This window comes from Nitrobacter sp. CN101 (genome assembly GCF_055390255.1).
The window spans coordinates 569,993-591,557 of record NZ_AP038833.1 but is presented as its reverse complement, the minus strand read 5'-3'; the positions used below and the strand labels follow the sequence as shown (position 1 = coordinate 591,557).

Sequence of the window (21,565 nt, the reverse complement as noted above, 5' to 3'; positions counted from 1 at the left end):
GGGGTGCATAGCCCGCTGATTCCAGTGGGATTCGATCGATGTACCCGTGAAATCGGCCCGCGCGAGCGGACGGCGCTGCGACGATTTGACCGGGCCGTTGCAACCATCCGGTTCCCACGCCGTTGTGTTCCGGGAATACCAACAACAGCAGGGGCGCAATGGCCGAAGGCAATGCAAGCACCGCAGGCATCGGCAAGCACGGTGTTCTGCGGCTGCCATCCGTGGACGTCGACAGCTACAACATCGAGTTAAAGGACGAGGAGGGTTTTCTCGGTGACCGCGCCTGTAAGGGGGCTTTCCGGAAAATTCTCGACGACCTGCGCAAGCCGCTGAAGAAAAACGGCGACGATCCGCTCGGCAAGACCCCATCCGCCGAGATCGGCAAAGGATCGCTCGATCAGATGCTGGTCGGCGATGACATCGAGGCCGCGGCGCTGGTGCACGGGGCGATCGAGGAATTCGCGCAGGAACTGGCCTATGTGACCGGGCGCTTCCTCAAGACCAAGGCTTGGACTGACACCGAATGCATCGTGGTCGGCGGCGGCTTTCGCAAAAGCCGTGTCGGCGAGATCGCGATCGCTCGCGCCGACCTGTTGCTGAAAAGCGAGGGTCACAAAATCCACCTGATTCCGATTCGCTTCGACCCCGACGAAGCCGGGCTGATCGGCTGCCTGCATCTGGCGCCCTCCTGGATCTTCGAGGCGTTCGACAGCATTCTGGCGGTTGATATCGGCGGCACCAACATCCGCTGCGGAGTGGTTGAAACGAAATGGAAGAAGGCTGCCGACCTGTCCAAAGCCGGGGTGTGGAAGTCCGAGCTGTGGCGTCATGCCGACAACGAGCCAACCCGCGAGAGCGCGGTGAAGAGACTTGCGAAGATGCTGAAGGACCTCATTTCGCAGGCGGAAAAACAGGGGCTAAAGCTCGCGCCTTTCATCGGCATTTCCTGTCCGGGCGTAATCGAGGAGGACGGATCGATCGAGAAAGGCGCGCAGAATCTTCCGGGGAACTGGGAGAGCAGCAGGTTCAACCTGCCGGGTTTGCTAATCGAGGCCATTCCGGAGATCTGCGGTCACGACACCACCGTGCTCATGCATAACGACGGCATGGTGCAGGGCCTGAGCGAAATGCCCTACATGCAGGATGTCAAACGCTGGGGCGTATTGACCATCGGTACCGGCCTTGGCAACGCGCGCTACACCAATCGCAGGAAAGAGAACAAAAAAGAAAAGAATCTCGAGAACGGAAAAGATAAAGATAAGAAAGACAGAAAAGCCAAGGACTGATCTCCTTTCACAACAAAGTAACCTTGATTGGTGAGGTTAAAATCCGGATCGCGTTGCCGGTTGCGCAAAGACCGCTACGGTCGGATGGTCGCGCAGGTGGTCCGCGAAGCAGCACTTCCGGCCACGATTTTAATGACGCGGCACGGGACCGCCGGTTATTATCGCGTCCGGCGGTCCCACCACTCAGCCACAACGAGGCACCGATGGCCTCGGTTTGTCCCCGGCTTCCATGGCGAACCTCGCTGCCGGTTCGATTTTGCATTTGATCCCGCGGCAATGTATCAATGCGCGCGTTCTTCGCGCGAACCTGTTTCCACTTCGCCTGAAAACACGCTAAACGCGACCCCGTCCGCCCGGGCGGCCCCTGGAGAGGTGGCAGAGTGGTCGAATGCACCGCACTCGAAATGCGGCATAGGTGCAAGCCTATCGGGGGTTCGAATCCCTCCCTCTCCGCCATATAGCGTCATAAGTGCTTATAAATCAGCACGCTACAAATCAGACGACTTGTCGGCCCATATATATCAGCCCATATTCCGTTCGCACCTTGAAAAGAGCTTGGCCGCGAATTGCGGGTAACTTAGGTCCACCTAGTCCGGGCATGCGACGATCACAGAAACGTTGTCTCGGGCCCCGGCGCTGAAAGCGTTGCTGGCGCCTTTCCCAGATCAAGGAGCAACTCGACAACACGGAGGCCAGGCGAAGCGACGCTCGCTCCTCGCTTCGATGGGCGTGATGACGTCGCCGCCGCACGGGCGAGGCAAGTTCAAGCTCAGCAGATGGATTCCGGGCTTGGCCAACTGCGTGGCCGGCTGTCCCAGCTTACGCCGGAAGGTTTGCCCAAGCTCAGGGAGGAGCTCGCCGCTCAAAGCGCGGTCGATACCGATGCCCTCGAACTGAAAGAGGATCCGGTGCAGGTTCGGGCGTCTGTTGCCGAAGCCGAAGAGCGGCTGATGGCGGTCCGGCCCGCGACGGCCGGCCGGCGCCGGTTATTCTCGACGACGCGCTCGTCTATTCGGACGACGATCGGATCGAGAACCTCCCTCAAAGGCCGCGGCCTCACGACGAAGATCCTTCACCTCGCCGGAGGTCGCGGCACGCGCCGTGTCACCGGCCAATCGGCGTTTGCCGGCCTCGAGGAACTCCTTCGACCAGCCGTAATACATCGAGGCGGCGATGCCTTCCCGGCGGCAGAGCTCGGAGGTGTTCTCCTCGCCGCGCAATCCCTCCAGCACAATGCGGATCTTCTCTTCGGCCGAATACTGCCGGCGGGTCTGACGCCGAATGTCCTTCAGCACTTGGTCTGCTGGCGCTTTGCCAGGCCCAGATTTCTGCTTCAGCTGCGCTCCTCGCGGCTACGATGAACCAGAAATCCTCCTTTCCGAAAGTCCCTTAATATGTCTCAGGGGCGCTGACGACGAACACCAAAGCGGAAACTCGCCGAGCCGAGGTGTGCCATAGTTAGCCGGCTCATCTATCGAATGCAAAGATCCGCTTCCAGTCCTTCTTCATGTCGACCACTGTCCACCTATTCACCGCAGCGGCGTCGAGCGCTATGTCGAGTTTCCCAAAATGCGACTGGCGGTCGTAGGCGTATTCGCGTTCGGAGTCGGTATGGTGGACGATCAGACCGAACCGTGCGCCGGTGGCGCCGAGCGTCGTCCATTGCAGCATTTCGAGATCGCCGTCGGAGTTTCCGAATGCCGCGATCGGACGGCGACCAATGTGCTCGTTGATGCCGATCGGCTTTCCAGCCTTGTCATCGATAAAGTTCATGTCGGGCAGCCGGAAAAGTGTCGGCTCATCGTCCTTCATCTCAAATTTAGTCTTAATCGACGACCCGATGACCTGCTCCGGCGGCACCCCGTAGATTTGCTCGGTCCATGGGCGCATGAACTCGATACCGCCGCCTGAGACAATGTAGGTCTTGAAGCCGTTGGCCCGGAGGTAAGCGAGCAATTCGAGCATCGGCTGGTAAACCAGTTCGATATAAGGCCGATTGAAACGGTGATCTCGCGTGGTCGCGAGCCAATCGCTAACGATTTTCTCGAATTCTGCAGTGGTCATGCCGGCATGCGTCGCGGCGATGATTTCGACCAAACCCTTTTCGCCGGAAGCCGCCACGGCCTTCAAGTCGCCGTCCAGCACCGCTGCGAAGGGCTGCTTGGTCTTCCAGTCCGGATGCATTGGCGCCATCGCTTTCGCGCGATCGAGCGCAAAGGCCAACTGGACATACATCGGTTGCTCGACCCAAAGGGTGCCGTCGTTATCGAAGGTCGCGATGCGTTGGTGGATTGGAACGAAGAATGGTCCGCCTTGCGTTGTGACGCGCGCGACGAAATCGAGAACTGAAGCTTTGGTCGCGCCCTCGTTCCATGACGGTAGCGGATCGCCTTGCGCTTGTGCCACGGCTGAGGTGAAACGAAGCGAAGCCGCGAGCAAGGGTATCATCGTCAGCGACGAGAGGAGAGCGCGGCGGTGCATATGAGGAGACCCCGAGTTCATGATCGTCTTTCCTTTCATCCGGAGAGTAAGGCGATCTTGATCTAAATCAATGCATGATTATGCGTGGACCCAATGTTCGAACCTCTGGGTTGGTACGCGCGCGGTGGGTTTGAAGTCGTATGATCGCATTCGCGCCGGTCTCGCGTGGATAAACCGCTGCTATCGAGAATGTGAAACGTTCCGATCGGATGAGAAGGGAATGCATGCCGTTTTCCGCTTCGGATGATCGCACAAAGCGAGCATCTGCAGGCCGCCCGAGCTTATGGATTCACCCCCGACCTCGGCTGGAGAAAAACCAGAATAGACCACAATCGTGATACCGCATCACGTTTGTTGAAGCAGGCTCTTGGTTTGATAGCGCCTTCCCTCGTGGCCTTCCTAGCTTGAAACGCTAACGCCAGCGCTTCGGCCAGTCACTGCTCTAACGGTTACTCACCTATCAATCGAAAACCGAAACGGGCTGGGAGACCAATGAGCTATCAAGCTGTGCCCACCCCTTCACCCTCCAGCGTGGACCGCATACTAGGAAAAATTTGTCTTGCATGTTTTGTAAGAAATTGCGCATGCGTAGGCACGAGACTAACATCATCCTCGCCGCGGCAAAATCGCCGGGCGATATGCTCGCCCAACGACCTGTAGGCCTCCAGTTGCTCTTCGGAAAACAGTTGCTCCATTGTCGACTCTTGGGGGAACTCCGGATTTCTTCTTTTATAATCGAAGATGTAGTCATTCTCGTCGCCGCTCATCGATGACTTGATATGGACGAACACTCCTTCCTCCCTAGGCCCGCCCTCCACCGAGGGAGGGTAATCGATAAGGCCAATGGCTACGTGCGGACCTGCCTGCGAGGATCTTTCACCTGCAGCCAAGCTCTTCGACACCGAACGTGACTGCTCGCTGATCGGCTGCCAGTTGAGCACTATGCGGGTACCGAGATCGATGCGGGCGAAGCGTTCGAGCTGCACCAAAGACGAAAAGTTGTAGTCCGGATCCGCTTCCGCGTCGACGGCCACGATCACTGAGCAGCGCCGGCGCAAGAGTTCGTACACTCCAAGGTTCTCGATGTGACCGCCATCAGTGAGGAACACAAAACCGGCATCCTTCCCCCCGTTTTGGTTCAGCTCCGTAACGTCCGCTCCCGACTTGAAGAATGCCTCACTCAGAAGACGCGTGGGGCCGGGACGGCCGCGCCACCATTGCGTAAGCTCGCTTGTTGTTGCGTACTTTACGATGTCGTAGGGATGCCGCATCCACCGTCCGAGCCTTACGTTGAGCAGTGCTATCGTCGCGGAAAGAGGGCGCATTGAGGCCATGCCCATGTTCGGAGCAGCTGCCGCGCCCGATATGGCCATCGCGGTGCCGGCGTTCAGCCCATCCATGGCGGCCTCGGCCAGTCTGGTATCCACATATCCGGTCAGTTCGCTGCCAACGAACCGTTTGCTGAACAGAAAGAAATCGGCGTTTCTGCCCCTGCGATTGGCAAAGCTTGATCCGGGAACATTCAAAGCAACATTGATGAGATGATAAGGCGAGGCTTCTGACACAAGCTGAGAGAGTGGAAATCTATCTGCTTCCTCCAGCAGACCATCTACACCGCGTCTCCGAAAAAGAAAGGCGCTCCCCAATCTATCTCGGTAGAGTTGATGGAGGGAGTTAGAATTGACGTTAATGAGCGGCCATAGAATCAGTTGAAGGACGGCTAGCATCGCATAGGCAGCGCTCGCGCCGTAGATAGGGACAAATGTGTTTACCTGCTGAAAAAGCCAATTGAGGATCGGAGGCGATTGGTCCCACGAAACGCTACCCCAAGGCCCATTGCATCCGGCAGTACCCAGCGTTTCGCACGAACTGATACCGATCGCCCAGTAGGCAAGCTGAAGGCTAGTAAGCCATAGAAGAAGCGGAACAACTGCCGCGACGACGATCAGGATAATTCTGCTCGTCCATTTTGATGCCGCATCCGAAAGCGATGTCGTTGCCGCTTTAACGGCCTTCTCCGATATACGCTTTAGGAATGGCATCACGGCAATTACCACCGGCGTTATGAGTCCCACGAGCCGAGGAACATCAGAGAACCACGTGGTAGGTCCGGCAGTAGGACCCGCGGCATTTGACACCATGCCCAAGTGCTCCGGCTTGAACATAAGCCGCAGGAGAGCAAAATGAATTTCGAGCAGAACGGGGACTATACAGAGTAGAAGAACGATCGTTGCTCCCTTCGCAATATTTTGACGGACAGATTTGCGAAGAATGGGCACGATTGATACCGCAATCGCATAGACTATCAGGAAAATGGAAAATGCTCCGCTCGCGCAAATCGTCAGCGGCCATCCACTTTCAAGTATGCCCTTGGGCAGCCACGACAGCCATGAAAGAGGGCTGACGAGCGCGTGTGTATCCGGTTTGCAGAGCACGAAAAATGCGGCAGCCAAAAGCAAGAATGGAAACACAATGAGCACATTCATTGCGATTCCGCGAAGGTAAATCACCAGAGCGGATAAAGCGGAGGCGATTCCATTTTGCAGCAGATATCTCGAGCGATCTCTCAAATGCCGTGTCTCGTCGGTCTCTCCGATCTCCTCTCCGGTCTTGCCAAACGGAAATCTCCAAGCCGCCCGGTCGTGAGCTTCTGGTCGCACGGCGGACGCCGGCGCTTTCTCCCTCTCTTCAATCTCGGCCGCAGACATCGAGACTGTCATTGAAGTCCCAATGTAGCCGCCGCCCGACACCGTCGAAAGATAGCTGAACTTCTTCAGGACGCCTTCGGCATTGAGAGCTTGCAAGACACCTAGGCAGAACGAAGCAGAACGGATTCCCCCACCGGAAAGAGCCAACCCGATCATGCCGTCCTGAGCGCTCGGCGACCTAGTCGCGCTCGGTGCCTGTCTGATATCGGCGTATTCGGCCCCATAAACTTCCGCGAAGTGGGTGACAAGGTGCGTCACAGTACCGGGAGCAAACCTTGGCAAAGCATTGGATTTTTGGTCACTCACTTTAACCCCCATGAGCTGCACCGGATCGGTGACACCCGCTTGAGGAGCGGCGGGGCCCAGCCAATCATAAAACTTCACCTACGTGCCATTTTTGTATTAGCTAGGTAGCAAGGTTCGGAGGAACTATGTTGGTGAGTTAATGGCTTATACAAACTGATGATAAAATGGACCAAATATCATCAATTCTTTGAGTGCCCTCGGCGAAAGAAGAAAAAATCACTGCTTGCCTTTGCGTATCGGTCGCTCGCCGCCGGCGAAGCGCGCCCGTTCGTTAGATACTGAGCTGGCGTCGGGAGGCCGACGGGCAGCGCCAGTCAATGTCCGAAAAGCGATCAAAAGAGAGCAGCTGGTCAACGGCAAGTTCAACCGTGAGAGCAAATAGCAGGGGTTTAGCCTGCAGCATCTCTAGCGTCTGATCCAACGTCGTTGAATTCAGACTCCGGCCTTTCCGAAATCGGTTTCGGGATCATGCTTAGCCGTTTCCGTTCGGTCCCATCGCGCTTTCGAATTTGTCGCTGAATTCGGCAAGCTCGTCGACATTGAGATCGCTCACCGCCCAGAAGCTCAGACCGTGGTCGCGCCAGTGGCGGATGTTGAAGCCTTGTACATCGGTGGCATGCGCGGCGCTATGCGTGGCGGTCGGCGTGTGTGCGACGAAAAGATTGATAACGTGCGCGCGCCGCTTGTAGACGACCGCGCCGATGGTTCGCCCATCGATGTAATCGAGCCGGCCGCCGATCAGCGTGAAGCCCAGCGCCGTCAGATCGATCACGGGCGGCGATGCATCGAGCCGCCCGTTGAACCACGGTTTGACCGTGTGCCGGTCGGTCGACAGTACGTCGGTCAGATGCCCGGCCTGCAACGACCGCAGGTGCGCCGACACAACTTCCGAAGCAATGCGTTGCTCGTCATCATCGCGCAGCACGATGGCAACGATACCAGTCGCAGCTATCGCAGAGACCGCCGAGCCCATGGCGAAGCCTGCGAGCAGTGAGCGACGGCTGGTGCCGTGCGGCGATTTTGGTAATGCCGCTTCGATCCGTTGGCGCAAATGCGCGGGTGCGGTGAAGTGCACATCCGCCGCCACGATGGCCATCTTCATGTCGCGGTAGCTCTCGAGTGCGACCGTGCAGCGCGCGCAGGTGGCAATATGGTTTTCGACTTCGCGCGCATGGCCGGCATCGAGTTCGCCATCGAGCAGCGCGTGCAGAAGGATGTCTGCTTCGTCGCAGGTCATTTGGGTAGCTCCTCTTCCGCAAGCCACGCCGACCGCAGCATGGCGCGCGCCCGCGCGAGCCGTGACATGACGGTGCCGACCGGTACGCCGACAGTCTCGGCGATCTCGCGATAGGACAGATTTTGGATTTCGCGCAGCACGAAGGTTTCTCTGAAGGGCTCCTCAAGCGCCGCGATCATCCGCCGGATCGCATTCGCATCGCTTTTTTGTAATGTCTGTGTTTCCGGTGTGCCCTGGGTCTCCTGCCACACCGGTGCGGTTGCCTCAGCGCGTTCGGGCAGGTCATCGACCGTCGTTGCGGCCGACCTGGCGCGGCGGGCGAGTTCGGCGTGGCAAACATTGCGCAGGATCGCGAGCAGCCACGGCTTCATCGCCGGCCCGCGGTAGGTATCGAAATGCTTCAGCGCGCGCAGATAGCATTCCTGCACGGCGTCCTCTGCGTCGGCGGGGTCGCGCAGGAGATAGCGCGCGACGGTGTAGACGTCGTCGAGGTAGGGCAGCGCGGCCTCGCGAAAGTGCCGCCCTTTTTCCTGATCGTCTCCGGTTGAACCAAACAACATCGTGGTCTTCGCAGCCGGGTGGGGCCGAGCGGCGTGACACTGCCCAGACCCCAAGGTGATGCCTTGTTTCTGGCCATTACTCAACCTTGATCATCCCCTCCATGTGCGGATGCAGCGAGCAAAAATATTTGTAGTCGCCGGCGCTTGTGAAGGTGAACGAGTATTTGTCGTCGGTATCCAACGCCTTGGAGCGGAATTTACCCGCCGAAACGACCGTATGCGGAATGTCGTCGCGGTTGGTCCATGTCACGGTGGTGCCGATCTTCACCGTCAGTTGCGCCGGTGCGAAGGTGAAGTTGTCGATTGTCACCGACACCTCCTCGCAACGGGCAACGGAGATTTGCATTGCAAGCGCCGCAGCCACTGCGAGCCGGACGGTCCCTGTGCGCAAGTTCAGAAACATCATCGCGTTCCTTTAGCTTTGCAGCGGCGTGTCGATGATGGCGAGGCGTTCCTCGCCGGGTTTAAAAACGACGCTGGCGATGCCGAGCAGGCTGCGCAGCTTGTCGTCGGCGACCTTCATCGGCCCGGGTGAGGGCGCGGTGCCCGGCACAGGTTGTGGGAAGGCGGTCGAGCGCGCGGTATGGAAGGTGACGTTGCCTTCGACCTTCTGCATCACCTGGTGGATGTGGCCGTTGAGCACGGTCACCGAGCCGAAGTCCTTTAGCAGGTCGAGCGCCCGCGCGCCGTCGTCGGTGCCCCAGCCCCACGTCGGATAGACGCTCCATAGCGGGATATGCGCGAACACAACGATCGGCTGCGAGTTGGAGCGACCTTTCAGGTCGTCCGCGAGCCATGCCAGTTGCTCAACGCCGAGATTGCCAAGACCTCCGGCCTTGAGATCGACGACATTGACGAGGCCGATGAAGTGCACGCCGTTGGCGTCGAAGGAATACCAGCCTGCGCCCTTGGTGCCGCGTCCATAGCGTTCGCGGTACAGCCTGACCTCCTCGTCGATGACGTCGTGTTCGCCCGGCACGTAGTGCACGTCGAGCCGCGATTGCGAGATGATGCGCTCCGCGTCGTCGAATTCGGAGGCTTTCGACAGGTGCGTGATGTCGCCGGTATGGATCATGAAGGACGGCTTCACCGGCAGCGTCTTGATCTTGCCGATTGCCTCCTCGAGCGTGGCGAGCGCATGAGGGTTGGCGGCCTTGTCGAAGCCGATATGGCTGTCACTGATCTGCAGGAAAGTGAAAGCGGATGCGGACGCTTCCGCCGCCCGTGCCGATCCGACGATGCCGAGGGATCGTGGCACGCCGCCGGCAATGGTCCATAGGACACCCGTGCCTGCCCAGGTCATGCATTCCAGCACCTTGCGGCGGCTGACACCGTCGCCGTCGTGATTGTGGTCGTGGCTCATCATTAAGTCTCCCAGAGCCCTTCATTGGGCATGCAGACCTGATCGGCGCGTCGCCGGATTTATTCCCGAGCGTTCTGGAGACGCCAAGGGCTTGGCTTGTCTGGAATTTTGTCGGTGCGCCGGGCGCGTTGACGAAATCGTTACCGGCGATACTCGATCGTCGCGGCCGCGCCTTTTGCCGCCATCATATTGGGCCGCTCATCGCGTCAGGGTAGAGAGAACTTCGTCTCGGCCAGCCGGCACTGCGGCTATCGATGCACGAAAGCGGCACCTATGTAACCTTCACGCAAGCCGGGACCGACCTGTTTACACGATGAATAGTCCCACCGCTTCGAGGATCCGATCCCGATGCCGGATGGCCGGATAATCCGCACCATCGGAGAAGCTGAATATGCGACGATTCTACCGAGGAAGACCGGCGCCACAAAGCCATGGCAGCGCGCCGCGAAGGTGCTGCATGAGGCGGCGGAGCACAGCGGCCCGTTCGTGTTCATGGTGCGGATCGTCTTTCATAAGGCCGTGCACGGCGAGACATCGCCACGATCGGCAACCCGGAAGGTAAGAAGGGGCGCAATTGGGAAAGCGGAAACTGGCGAGGGATCGATAAAAGCAAAAAGACCCGGCCGCTGGTTAAGGCAGCCGGGTCAGTCCAGAGGAGAAACAGGGCCCAGGGCGGGCCCGTAGCCTAAGCATTGTTCAAGCATCACTCTCAGGCGCATGATTTGATCTAGCGCAATGCGGCAGTCACATCGTCGTCAACCCCACCTCCAGTATCAAACCCGGGGGAACAACTTTCCTTCGGCTGTATTAAATCACTGGAACGGGTTGACCCACAGCTTCATGATCCCCGAACCCGAATTGGCCCGCTGTCACCCTACAACTCCGGCGGGCCTTTTCGCGGGCTGCGCTCAGGATGTCGCCTCCGCCTGATCCCTCGTTCAATAGCGACTTCTCTCAGAGATACCCTCATCCGATAGGTAGAGGTACGGATTCGCGTACTTTTCGCCGCTCTTCCTTCGCCCTAACTCGACTTAAGCGACGGCAAGGGAGGGCACTTTTAGTGAATGACGCTCAGCGAATCTTAGTAGTCGGACTGCTCTTAATGGTCGGCGCAACGACGGCATTTGTATTTTTAAACTTTGGCCAAGGCGCGTTTAGTCGCGAGGACCATATCGCTATCCTTGTTTTGTCCGGTCAGGGCAAAGATTCTATCATCGGACCCGGCTATGGACTTTATACGAAGAAGGGAATTCCCGGCGTTCTCTTTGGGCTGATAGTCCCGGTCTGCCTATTTGCAGGTGCCGCTTTTGTCGCGCTCCGCGCGAGGAGGCATGATTAGTGGTCGTGTTGCCACGGCCCGGCCCCGGTCGCCTCGGTGGTGAGTTCATCTCATTTTGACTCGCGCACCGGAAGTCGCCGGCGCTAAGATCCCTCCCACTCTCTCTTTCGTCTAAAGCGGGAGCAGCAGCCTTATGTCCAAGCAACTCACGAGCCTGCAAGATCGCCTTGCGGCATGGGCCGACGAGGTTCGAGAGCAGGCAGCGACGATGGCGCCGGGGCCGGAACAAGACGCATTGCTCAAGAAAATCGCACAGGCCGACAAAGCCACAAAGCTTTACAATTGGATCAATTCGCCGGAACTTCAACCGCCGAAATGATCACGGGATCGTTGTTTTGTCCTGCCGCCCACCATCGGGCTCAGGCATCGGAAGCATTGTGCGCGTGAGTCGCAGAATTCCGTCCCGTCAAATGAGTCCCGGATGACAGCTTGGTTCCTACTTGATCTAACTGTTGTGGTGAGGACTGAACGCTCCCCATGCTTAGCGGCTGACTTAGGTCGGAACGCGCTCCATTTTCAGGCATGACCACGAAGTCGCACCGGCTCGCCCGTGCGCGTGCTGCATCAGGACTGTGACAACCCGGTGAAGGAGCGCAGGCAACATGGCATCCCCAAATGACAATCCCTTCAGGGGAAGGGCCATATAAGGCGCGTCAACAACCTGCGGTATGCGGATCACGCTCAGTCATTCAGGTCGAACTGCGACCCTTCGCCGAGCGCACGTAAGCAACGTTGACTTCAACTACGGGCTAATTTTAAGTGTCGAAGCAACGAATGAGACGGCCGGGGTATGATTGCTGCATTTGAACGAGCCAGGTCGGTTTTGTTTTTGCCAATCTGCGTTGCACTACTTTTGGCGAACACGCCGAGCTTTGCCACCGACTGCTCCTGTCGCGATGCTATTCCAGCGGATTCATCGGGCAACGGTACTTGCACCAAGACACAGAACGGCAGCCAGTCTTGCAAATTGGACTGGAATAGCGGGGGAAACCGAGACCAGAACGCCCGCGTCTTGAACGACCTTCAGCGACAAGGGCTTAGTCTGCCGGATTTCGGTGGACCGGGAGACGACGGATTTGAGCGGGCTGCATCCGCACTCTTTACGCCGCAGCAGCCCAGCACGACCGTCAATGCGATGGGAACGCTCATCGCAGGCGCTCTTGGCCGCAACGCCCCGGACCGGCTCGGCTTATATCGCGCCTTCCTTTCAAAATATTCGGATGAGAAATACACCTCGCTCTTCACGCCGGATACGCGAGGAGAGGTTTCGAGAGAGCAGCTTTCTGCCGATGGCAGGAACTACAACGTCGCGATCACTGCCGGCTGCGTGCAGTTCCGCGATGATCAGTTCCTCCTTGTATTGAAAACTAGATTTGCCAAGGTGCGGAGAGATTGTGATGAAGCGCCAAGGTAAGTCGTATCGACATTTGATGTTGAGCGTAGTCTGGCTGTTCGCGAGTTCGATACTTCTAACCCTTACCGCGGCTGCCCAACAGCCCGACCTATTCGTCAAGCGGAAGGGCGCCGACAAAATCGTCATTTTTGCCCATGGCATACTTGGAGATGCCAGAGGAACGTTCACGAATGACACGACGCACGCCTATTGGCCGCAGCTTCTTGCCGACGATCCGGAGATGAGTTCATTCGATGTTCTCGCAATCAACTATGACGCGGGCATCACATCGGGGATGAGCATCGAACAGATTGCGACGGTCGTGCGAACAACGATGACCGATCAGCGCATTTTTGACGACTACAATGAAATCTACTTTGTCTGTCACAGCATGGGCGGCTTGGTCGTAAAGAGATTTCTTATCGACCTTTGGCAAGCGCGGAGCCCCGCTCTGGAACAGCAAGTCAGCGGGGTCATTTTCATTTCGACCCCGGCAAAAGGCGCAAATGCCGCCAACTACCTCGAGATGCTGACGCGACTTGGCGGCGTTGCGCGCCCGCTCGTTGATCTGCGATCATATGATGTGAACACATATCTGCAGATTCTGGAGAACCAATGGAAGGACTACTTCGATAAGGGTCGCAGAGATCGAGTCCCGCGCGCATTCGTCGCCTATGAAACCCAAGCCACCTACGGCATCAAGGTGGTTCCCCAGCTTTACTCGGAAACGCCGCAGGATGATCGGGCCTACCCCGTCTCGGCGGGCCATTTCGCAATCGTAAAACCCGAAGACCGAAATTCGCGCATTTACGACTGGACCAAACATCGCATATTGGAGGCTTCGGATGCCCACAAGAATGTGCCTTTCAAGGAGTGGGGAACCGGACAGTCCGATTGGACGAAGCTCGACCACCTCATCCACCAGTTCTCGCTTCCGACGGCCAAGCGCGATGGATTGAACCTCAAAATCTCGGGTGACGCAGCGACCATAGTTGCTGTCAGTCAATTGTCGGTACGCGGCACTTATAAGGCGGCGACTTGGGCCGATCTCTTTGATCACATCGCCGCAAGCAACACATGTATCCACTTCAACGTAACCCCAGATCGGCGCGAATTGACGTTCACATCTCGAGATGCGGTCAAGCAGTGTCCCGCTGGGAAAACTGTTTGTGCTCAAAACGCATGCTAGAGAATTTATTGTAGGGAAAGTGCACGCAAATTCGTGGCAGCGTGCTCCTGGCGCAGGCCAAGGAAACGCGGGACATCGCAGCGTCTGCTGGTGCGGACTTATTCTTCATCGCTTCAGCTGTCACAGTACGAGGCGTGCCGATGCCTGCTATCTCGCTTCTGAGGCAATGAAATTAATCTGATGGGTTTGAAAGATATGGTTGGCGGCGACTCGTGACAAAAACCCGCCGGCAAGGGAGACCCACCGGCGGGTCTTTGGTCGGAGACCACAGCCCATCCCGGATGACCTAAGATTGGGCTGCGCACCCCGTCCGAACAAATAATAACCGATGCATCCCGCAGCACAAACTCACTGAAGAGTGAGCAACCAACATCAGAGATCGGAATTAGAATGGTCTTACAGGTCGCGGCAAGGCCAGGTTGCTTGCCCTTGCGTCTGGTCTTGATCGTGATCGTTTCCGAAGGGACGAACTCGCGCCTTCCGGCGGTCAGAGATCAGTCCACGAAAGGGAGACGACGAACATGGCCACTTATTATCCTATCGACGACACCTCACACCAACGACCAGGAGCGGTCGCCGCAGACGGACAGGTGATCCGGCACATCAGCTTCTCCGACCTGCTTGATGCGTTGCGGCTGGGCTGGGAAGACTTCAAGGCGGTTCCCAGCCACGCCATCGTCCTTTGCGTTATCTATCCCATAATCGGAATTCTGCTGTGGCGTATGGTGCTCGGCTACTCGGTTTTGCCGATGATGGTTCCGATCGCCGCCGGCTTTGCTCTTATCGGGCCATTCGCGGCGCTTGGACTTTATGAACTGAGCTATCGGCGCGAGCTCGGTATGGACGCGTCAGCCTGGCACGCATTCCGCGTGCTGCGGGCGCCATCGTTTGGATCGATGCTTGGACTGGGCGCGCTGTTGCTCGCTATTTTTGTCGCTTGGGTGGTAACGGCGCACGCGATCTACGTGTCCACCTACGGCGATATCCCGGCTTCGGCAATTCCCGACTTCTTCACGCAGGTCTTCACCACGTCCGAGGGCTGGCGCATGATCATGATGGGCGTCGGCGTCGGGTTCCTGTTCGCGGCCGTTGCCTTGTGCATCAGCATTGTGTCGTTCCCGCTGATGCTTCATCAACACGCCGACATGAGCGATGCCATTCTGACGTCGATGCGCGTGGTCGCGAAGAATCCAATCGCGGCCGTGGAATGGGGTCTGATCGTTGCTGTCCTGCTGACGCTCGGGTCGATTCCCTTCTTCCTCGGTCTCACGGTCATCATGCCGTTGCTGGGTCATGCGACGTGGCATCTCTATCGCAAGGCGATCGAGAGTCCTTTAACGTCGTCAGCGCATGAGCCCGAGCAAATTGAGAGAGAACAGCGTTACGCGGCCGATTTCCCGTCCGTCTTGTTGCCCCCTTACGGGCGCAAGCACCGGTTCTTCGATAGTTCGGATTGATGGAAAGAGGTTCGCTCTCGCAAGAGCCGTCTCGATGGCAATCGAGGCGGCTGGTGCGCGCGGATCGCTCAACACAGACTCCAACCGATCATCGTCTTCAGATAGTCTTGGAAAGCCCCGCTCCGGCGGGGTTTTCTATTCCGGCCGCAAATGCGCTTCGATCAACTCACGAGCTGTTTCGTAGACATGTTGCACAGCAGGATCGGCACCCTGTTGCATTTCAAGCAACATCAGGGCGTTTTCATAAATCTCCGTGGCATCTTGCTGAGTCAGGACGCCGCGGTTGACCAGCGCAGGAATGAGCGACGCCAGAAGCGATGACGAAACCAATTCGGACGCGGCAACAGATTCGAGCGGGTCTAGGTCAGTCATCCAGTGGCCCCATGGGTTAGCAATCGCGGAAGGAGGCGCCTGTCAGCTCGTTTTCTTCGCAAGCGCGTCCCGCTCGTGGGTGAGTCGCTCCAGTTCTTCCGTTTGTTGAGCGATCCTATCTGACACCAAGGCTTCGCTTTCCGCTCCTGACGTCGCTGTCGCCTGTTCGATCAATTGCCGGATATTGTCCCGGATGATGCCGATCCGGGCATCAATCTCTGAGAGAGTCCGTGTTCCAGCCATCAGCAATCCTCCGTATTCCGGCAAATCTTAGCCCTTTCTTTGGAGGTAAAATCCATGGGCGCCGTTCACAAGGCCTCCACCTTCAAGATTAGGTTTGCCGCGTGGTTCCAGATTGCACAAGGTTTCCGCGATTCTCGAGCAGCCCTTCCAGTCCTTCTCTTCTGAAGCAGGGGACCACGCAGTTGTTGGATCGGTTTCCTTCCTTATGCGCAGTCAACACCACATCATCGCCATCCAGAAACATCGCCAGCGCAACCTTGCTGACAACCCATTGACCACCACCAACCCGGCGGACCAACGCCGTGTTCGATGCACCCTGGATTCGCCGCAGCGGGAGCGACGCTGCGGCTTCGTTCGCGGTCGTTAGAAGACCGCCTTCGAAGCCTGCGTCGTGAGCGTCTGGATGGAGCCGAAGAGGCTTTCGCATCAACTAGCGAGTAGGACTACTCCCAACTAGCCCCTATCTTCCGCCGAACGTTTTCGCCCATACGCCGGCCCATATTTGCGCAAAGACTGCACGCGGATTAGAACGAATGCGCGAGAACTCCGACGCACAGCTGCGCCTGTAACGCAGGTGTTTCTTGAACGTCAGCGAACGTATGTGAATGAGGGCGATACCTATAGATTTGGTCTCCCTCTCCGCCAGTTTCGTAACCAACTGGTCTTATTGCTATATTTCAGATTCTCTGTTTCTGACCCGAGCCAGCCTGCATTCAACACTGACCTCTGCGTGACCGTTCGGCGATAACCTTTGAGAAAGTCGCGCGTCGCGCCGATTTTCGCCACATCTACGGTGTTTTGCCTGACAATCTGTCTCAGCTGTTGGCGTGCGAACCGTCCGTTTTGAGAGTTCCGGCGGCTGGGTATGGCAGCTGACCTCACTGGGGGACAGCGATGCAACATGGAGGCTTAGTATGACAAGCCCTGAACGTCGCTATTCCCAGCCGAGATCGGCGGGACCGAGTGCAGTTCCCGGTTCCAACAAGGTTGGCAAGATTCGTCTCGCCACCCGATTCGCCGCTGCCGCGGCAGCAGCGTTCATTTTCGCGACGGCAGACCCGCCGGCCGAAGCGGCCCCAGGCACGTGCGAGCAGGCGACCGGGTTCTCGATCTTGCCCTCGCCGTTTGCACCTTGGAAGGGGACGCCGCTGCGCGTCATGATCGTCACCGAAAAGCCGCTCCAGGGTAAGATTTCGCTGGTTGCGCCCGACGGAAGCGTCGCGGCCAACTCGTCTGAGCGGCGCGGCAGTGCGCCGTACTTCTGGTTCGCCGAGGTCGCCGCCCCGGCCGCGGGTACGTGGCACGCCACCCTGACGCTCGACCACCCAACGGCGGACTGCAGTACGATCACACGCGATATCTCCGTAAGCGCGCGCAAACCAGACCCCCTGCCTATTCCACCCGGCGCCTTTTGGAAGGTGCGTAACAGCTGGGATCGCGCGACGGAATCCTTGTTCTCTGCGTGGATCGAAAAGCTATTTGACGCGCCCCCCGATCAGGATCTGTCGTGGAAAGTTTGGCATGAAATCCTGCACGACCGATCACGCAATTTCCTGTTCAATTATCTAGGTCGCGGTGAAGATAATGCGCGGACGGGCCTTCGCCCCGACTGCGCAGATTTCGTCTACTTTCTGCGCGCCTATTTTGCCTACAAGATGGGGCTACCGTTCGGCTACTCCAATTGCTCACGAGGCGCCAATGGCAAGGCGCCCAAGTGCTACCAGTGGTTCGACATGGAGCATCCCGAGGTCACGCGCCCGCCGCCGCCTCCCGAACAGGAAATTGCGTCGGTTACGATCACCAATGCCCCGCCGCCCGAGCAACCGCCCATCCTTCTGCCCGGGTTTGCCCGGCCGCAGTCGACCGAAACGCCTGCGGCTCCGCCGAAGGCGCGGCCAAAACGGCCGACGACGTTCAGCGAATACCTGCGGGACGTTGGCGACGTCGTGCATACGGGCGCCGCGCGCGTCGGCGCGAGTGACGACAACACCGATTTCTATACTGTCTCACTGACCCAAGAAGCGCTTCGCCCGGGCACGATGTATGCTGACCCCTACGGCCACGTGCTGATGCTCGTGCATCGCGTGCCGGAGATGAACGGCAAGCCGGGCGTCTTCCTCGCCGTCGATGCTGAGCCCGACGGCTCGATCACGCGAAAGCGTTTCTGGCGCGGCAATTTCCTGTTCGTGCATGATCCTGCGCTGGGCAGCCCGGGCTTCAAGCACTTTCGGCCGATCGTGCGCAACAAAGGCGGTTCGTTGCGGCGGCTGGTCAACGCCGAAATCACCAACAATCCCGAGTACGCCGACTTTTCGCTCGATCAAACAAGGATGAGTGCCGAGGACTTTTACGATCGCATGGATGACGTGATGTCGCCGGAGCCGCTCGATCCCGTGAAAGCGATGACAGACGCCATCGCAAGTCTGAACGAACAAGTGAAGACGCGTGTGACCGCGGTCGAAAACGGACGACAATATCAGGAAAAGCATGCCGGAGAGGTGACGATGCCCAATGGCTCCTCGATCTTCGGGACGACGGGAGCTTGGGAGGACTACTCCACTCCGGCGCGAGATTTACGTTTGTTGATCGCGATCGATGTCGTGCGCGGTTTTCCCGAACGGGTCATTCGGCGAGCGCCGCGCTACGCGATGCCGAGCAACAAGAGCATCGAGGGGGTGAAAAGCGAATTACAAGGGGTGCTAGCGTCCGAGCTTGCTTCGCGAAAAATATCCTACATGCGCAGCGATGGCTCGCAATGGACGCTTTCGCTCAAGGAGGTCATCGACCGGGCAGCGCACTTAGAGATGGCCTATAATCCGAACGACTGCGCCGAGGTGAGGTGGGGCGCGTCCGAAGGCAGCGAGGAGGCATCCACGTGCAAGCGGCACGCACCGCAGGCGCAACGCGCGAAGATGTCGTCGGAGTACCGCACCTGGTTCCACGAGCGGCGTTGGCCGACGAAGACCTAGATCGCGATGGCGGTGGCGGTCTTCCGGATCGCCACCACAATGGATATCAGCTATGAGCGATCCCTCACCCTGCCGATCACCGCGCGTGTGGACACAGCATTAAGCCAGCGGAGGTTTGCTTTGCTGATTTTGAAGCCGTCACCATCACCACTTATAGGAGAGACTTCCCGTGATGCGACGCCGGTCGCCGTAGAAGCATGACGTAACAAAACCGCAGCTTGCGACATACTGGGTGTCGGCGATGTTGACGACGTTGACCGCCGCGCGCCACTGGTTCGCCCATTCGTAGTGAACCGCCAGATCTCCGAGGACCACCGCCGGTACGGAAAGAGTATTCATATTATCCGCAAAAGACGAGCCGACATAGCGCACGCCACCGCCGAAACCCAGCCCATCCAGCGAACCCTCGCGGATCGTGTAATCCGTCCAGAGCGAAGCCACCTGGCGCGGCCTCGAAGTCGGAACCTTGCCGATCAACGTGGTATCGAGATCCTTGCTGACGAATAACTCGTAGTTGGTGTAGCTCGCGACCACCTTGAAGTCGCGGGTAATATTGGCAAGGGCCTCCAGTTCAAGGCCGCGCGACGTCACCTCGCCATTCTGGGTCTGGAACAACACGTTATTGGGGTCGGTGGTCAGGGCGTTCTTGCGCTTCAGGTCGAACAAAGCGACGCCGAACCGCGCGTTGAGACCTACGGGCTGATACTTCACGCCGACTTCGGTCTGCTCCGCGGTTTCAGGTAACAGCAATCCGCCGGAGGAGTTCAGGCCAATGATCGGATTATAACTCGTTGAGTATGACGCATAGGGCGCGAGACCATTGTCAAAATTGTAGATCAGCCCGGCGCGGCCGGTAAATTTGCTGTCCTGTCGGCTCACGGGCGTATAAATCCGGTCGTTGTTGACCAGATTGACCCAATCGTTGCGGCCCGACAGGATCAGCGTGAAACGCTCCCACTTGATCTGGTCCTGAAGGTAGAGGCCGACCTGCCCCTGGGTCAGATAAGTGTCCTGATAAAGCGGGCCGTCGTAGGGTGTGTTAACGCCATAGACCGGATTGAGAACATTCAGATCCGTGCCGGTTCCGATACCCTGCTTGTCGTCGATCGCATAATGCCTGAGGTTGAGACCCATCAGCGCGGTATGCTGCAACGGACCCGTTGCGAAGCGATACTCGAACTGATTGTCCATATTGAGCTGAGTCGCTTTCGAGGCCGCAAGGAAGTTACCCCGCATAATGTTAGCGTCAGCCGCAGTGGTGGCCCAGCCTTGGCCGAACATTCCCGTGTAATTCACCTCGACATGGGCAGCGCGCGCGTTCTGGCGGAACGTCGCATTGTCCGTGAGATGCTTTTCGAATTGGTAACTGACCATTTGTTGGGTGCGCGTATAACGGTCAGCCGAGGGATCGCCGGTGAAAAGGTTGGTCGGTATCCGGCCGAACGGAGCATTGGTCACGGTGCCTTCATACGGCAAGAAATTCGGTGCTCTGGTCTGGTTGTGGGACGCCATCGCGAAGACCGTCAGTCGCGTGTCTATGTCGGGCATCCAGGTCACGGACGGCGCAATGAAATAATTGTCATTATTGACGAAGTTCGTTTGCGTGCCGCCGCCCTGAACCTGGCCGACGACTCTGTAGAGCAACTTGCCGTTGCCCGGCTGCATCTCGACAGGACCGCCGAAATCGAACTGCGTATAGGCGTTGCCGAAATTATTGACGCCGGCCTCCATATAGCGAATGGGCTCCGCCGGAGGCAGCTTGCTCACGGCATTGACCAGCCCGCCCGGCGCCGATCCGCCGTATAGAGAGGCCGACGGACCGCGAAGCACCTCGACACGCTCAAGATTGAATGGCTGCAGTTTAAAGCCGGCGAACGAAAAATAGAAAAGATTCATGCCGTCGAGGAAAAGTGAGTCCTGTTGGGCGTCAAAACCACGGATCATGAACCAGTCGTCGCGAAAATCCGTCCCAAAGGTCCCGGCAACGACGCCCGGCGTATAGCGCAGGGTATCATCGAATTTTGAAACCAGCTTCTGATCGCGAATCTGCTCCGCGCCGATTACCGAGATCGACTGTGGCGTCTCAATCAGCGGCGTGTTGGTTTTGGTTGCCGTGACGCTTCGGTTCGCGACGTAACCTTGAACCGGACCCGTGGCGCTTTCACCCTGCACATCGATGGTGTCGAGGGCGATCGCGCCAGCCGGCGTCGCGCCGCCACCGCCACTCACTGCCTGCTGCGAGATCGCAACCGTAGTGGCGTTGGTGAAGCGGTAGCTCAGGCCGGTGCCCTGAAGAATGCGCGCGAGCGCTTGTTCAGGCGTGGCCGAACCTGAGATGCCCGGCGACGTCTTTCCGGTCCCAATGCTGGTCAGATAGGTCACTTGCAGGCCGGCCTGTCGACCAAATGCCGTCAGTGCGCGATTGAGCGGGCCAGCCGGCACATTGAACGAAGCCTGCGCCGCGTTCTGGGCATAAGCTTCGCGGTCTGTCACGACGACGCCGGCGACGATCGCCGTGCTCATCATCAGCGCTGCGGCCAACACCCTGCTTCTGTTGGTCCTGCCAGAAAACGTCCGAGCCTTGTAACCCATAAGTCCCACCCCAAATTCGTCTCGTGAAGGGGCCTGCGGTTGCCTGAACGCTCGGACGCGCCAACCCCTG

16 protein-coding genes, 1 tRNA gene and 1 pseudogene are annotated in these 21,565 nt (G+C 58.2%); 7 read left to right on the top strand and 11 right to left on the bottom strand.

Features of this window, described 5'->3' with window-relative positions; translation table 11 throughout:
• The first annotated feature begins 158 nt into the window (after nt 1–158).
• Nucleotides 159–1,286: an ROK family protein gene (locus tag ACZ5IL_RS02745; protein ID WP_464595017.1), complete on the top strand. Its 1,128-nt coding sequence runs from the start codon at nt 159–161 to the stop codon at nt 1,284–1,286.
• Between the two features lie 366 nt (nt 1,287–1,652).
• Nucleotides 1,653–1,742 (top strand) — tRNA-Ser (locus ACZ5IL_RS02740).
• A gap of 584 nt (nt 1,743–2,326) precedes the next feature.
• Here the strand turns inward: ACZ5IL_RS02740 and ACZ5IL_RS02735 are convergent.
• The 7 genes and pseudogenes from ACZ5IL_RS02735 to ACZ5IL_RS02705 all read right to left on the bottom strand — a co-directional run.
• Nucleotides 2,327–2,623, bottom strand: a pseudogene (locus ACZ5IL_RS02735) (transposase); the annotation flags it as partial.
• Between the two features lie 130 nt (nt 2,624–2,753).
• Nucleotides 2,754–3,788: an HAD family hydrolase gene (locus ACZ5IL_RS02730; protein WP_464595015.1), complete on the bottom strand. Its 1,035-nt coding sequence runs from the start codon at nt 3,786–3,788 to the stop codon at nt 2,754–2,756.
• 479 nt (nt 3,789–4,267) lie between these two features.
• Nucleotides 4,268–6,859, bottom strand: coding sequence for a patatin-like phospholipase family protein (locus tag ACZ5IL_RS02725; RefSeq protein ID WP_464595013.1), 2,592 nt, complete (start codon nt 6,857–6,859; stop codon nt 4,268–4,270).
• Between the two features lie 394 nt (nt 6,860–7,253).
• Nucleotides 7,254–8,018, bottom strand: coding sequence for an anti-sigma factor family protein (locus ACZ5IL_RS02720; RefSeq protein ID WP_464595011.1), 765 nt, complete (start codon nt 8,016–8,018; stop codon nt 7,254–7,256).
• Nucleotides 8,015–8,578: a sigma-70 family RNA polymerase sigma factor gene (locus tag ACZ5IL_RS02715; RefSeq protein ID WP_464595009.1), complete on the bottom strand. Its 564-nt coding sequence runs from the start codon at nt 8,576–8,578 to the stop codon at nt 8,015–8,017. Before ACZ5IL_RS02715 ends, ACZ5IL_RS02720 begins: the two co-directional genes overlap by 4 nt.
• Before the next feature lie 76 nt (nt 8,579–8,654).
• Nucleotides 8,655–8,984, bottom strand: coding sequence for a cupredoxin domain-containing protein (locus ACZ5IL_RS02710; protein WP_464595007.1), 330 nt, complete (start codon nt 8,982–8,984; stop codon nt 8,655–8,657).
• A 9-nt stretch (nt 8,985–8,993) separates the two neighbouring features.
• Nucleotides 8,994–9,941, bottom strand: coding sequence for a metallophosphoesterase family protein (locus ACZ5IL_RS02705; RefSeq protein ID WP_464596787.1), 948 nt, complete (start codon nt 9,939–9,941; stop codon nt 8,994–8,996).
• 1,472 nt (nt 9,942–11,413) lie between these two features.
• On the opposite strand from ACZ5IL_RS02705, the gene ACZ5IL_RS02700 reads away from it, so the two are divergent.
• The 4 genes from ACZ5IL_RS02700 (at nt 11,414) to ACZ5IL_RS02685 (ending at nt 15,319) form a co-directional block, all read left to right on the top strand.
• Nucleotides 11,414–11,599, top strand: a complete 186-nt coding sequence (locus ACZ5IL_RS02700; RefSeq protein WP_464595005.1) for a hypothetical protein — start codon at nt 11,414–11,416, stop codon at nt 11,597–11,599.
• A gap of 816 nt (nt 11,600–12,415) precedes the next feature.
• A complete protein-coding gene (locus ACZ5IL_RS02695) occupies nt 12,416–12,694 on the top strand; it encodes a hypothetical protein (RefSeq protein ID WP_464595003.1) in 279 nt (92 codons plus the stop codon).
• Complete coding sequence (locus ACZ5IL_RS02690; protein ID WP_464595001.1) at nt 12,678–13,862, top strand: esterase/lipase family protein; 1,185 nt, start codon at nt 12,678–12,680, stop codon at nt 13,860–13,862. The genes ACZ5IL_RS02695 and ACZ5IL_RS02690 overlap by 17 nt, the downstream gene beginning before the upstream one ends.
• A 521-nt stretch (nt 13,863–14,383) precedes the next feature.
• Nucleotides 14,384–15,319 carry a DUF2189 domain-containing protein gene (locus ACZ5IL_RS02685; RefSeq protein ID WP_464593853.1) on the top strand — a complete coding sequence of 312 codons (936 nt, stop codon included), beginning with the start codon at nt 14,384–14,386 and terminating at the stop codon, nt 15,317–15,319.
• Nucleotides 15,320–15,454: 135 nt separating this feature from the next.
• Here ACZ5IL_RS02685 and ACZ5IL_RS02680 read toward each other — a convergent pair whose 3' ends face one another.
• From ACZ5IL_RS02680 to ACZ5IL_RS02670, 3 genes are all read right to left on the bottom strand, one after another.
• Complete coding sequence (locus tag ACZ5IL_RS02680) at nt 15,455–15,691, bottom strand: hypothetical protein (RefSeq protein ID WP_464594999.1); 237 nt, start codon at nt 15,689–15,691, stop codon at nt 15,455–15,457.
• 42 nt (nt 15,692–15,733) lie between these two features.
• Nucleotides 15,734–15,934, bottom strand: a complete 201-nt coding sequence (locus ACZ5IL_RS02675) for a hypothetical protein (RefSeq protein ID WP_425907758.1) — start codon at nt 15,932–15,934, stop codon at nt 15,734–15,736.
• Between the two features lie 88 nt (nt 15,935–16,022).
• Complete coding sequence (locus ACZ5IL_RS02670; protein WP_464594997.1) at nt 16,023–16,361, bottom strand: hypothetical protein; 339 nt, start codon at nt 16,359–16,361, stop codon at nt 16,023–16,025.
• Between the two features lie 487 nt (nt 16,362–16,848).
• Here ACZ5IL_RS02670 and ACZ5IL_RS02665 point away from each other — a divergent pair, with 487 nt between their 5' ends.
• Nucleotides 16,849–18,903, top strand: a complete 2,055-nt coding sequence (locus ACZ5IL_RS02665) for a hypothetical protein (RefSeq protein WP_464594995.1) — start codon at nt 16,849–16,851, stop codon at nt 18,901–18,903.
• A 144-nt stretch (nt 18,904–19,047) separates the two neighbouring features.
• Here the strand turns inward: ACZ5IL_RS02665 and ACZ5IL_RS02660 are convergent, their stop codons facing one another.
• On the bottom strand, nt 19,048–21,495 hold the full coding sequence (locus ACZ5IL_RS02660; protein WP_464594993.1) for a TonB-dependent siderophore receptor: 2,448 nt from the start codon (nt 21,493–21,495) through the stop codon (nt 19,048–19,050).
• Nucleotides 21,496–21,565 lie beyond the last annotated feature (70 nt).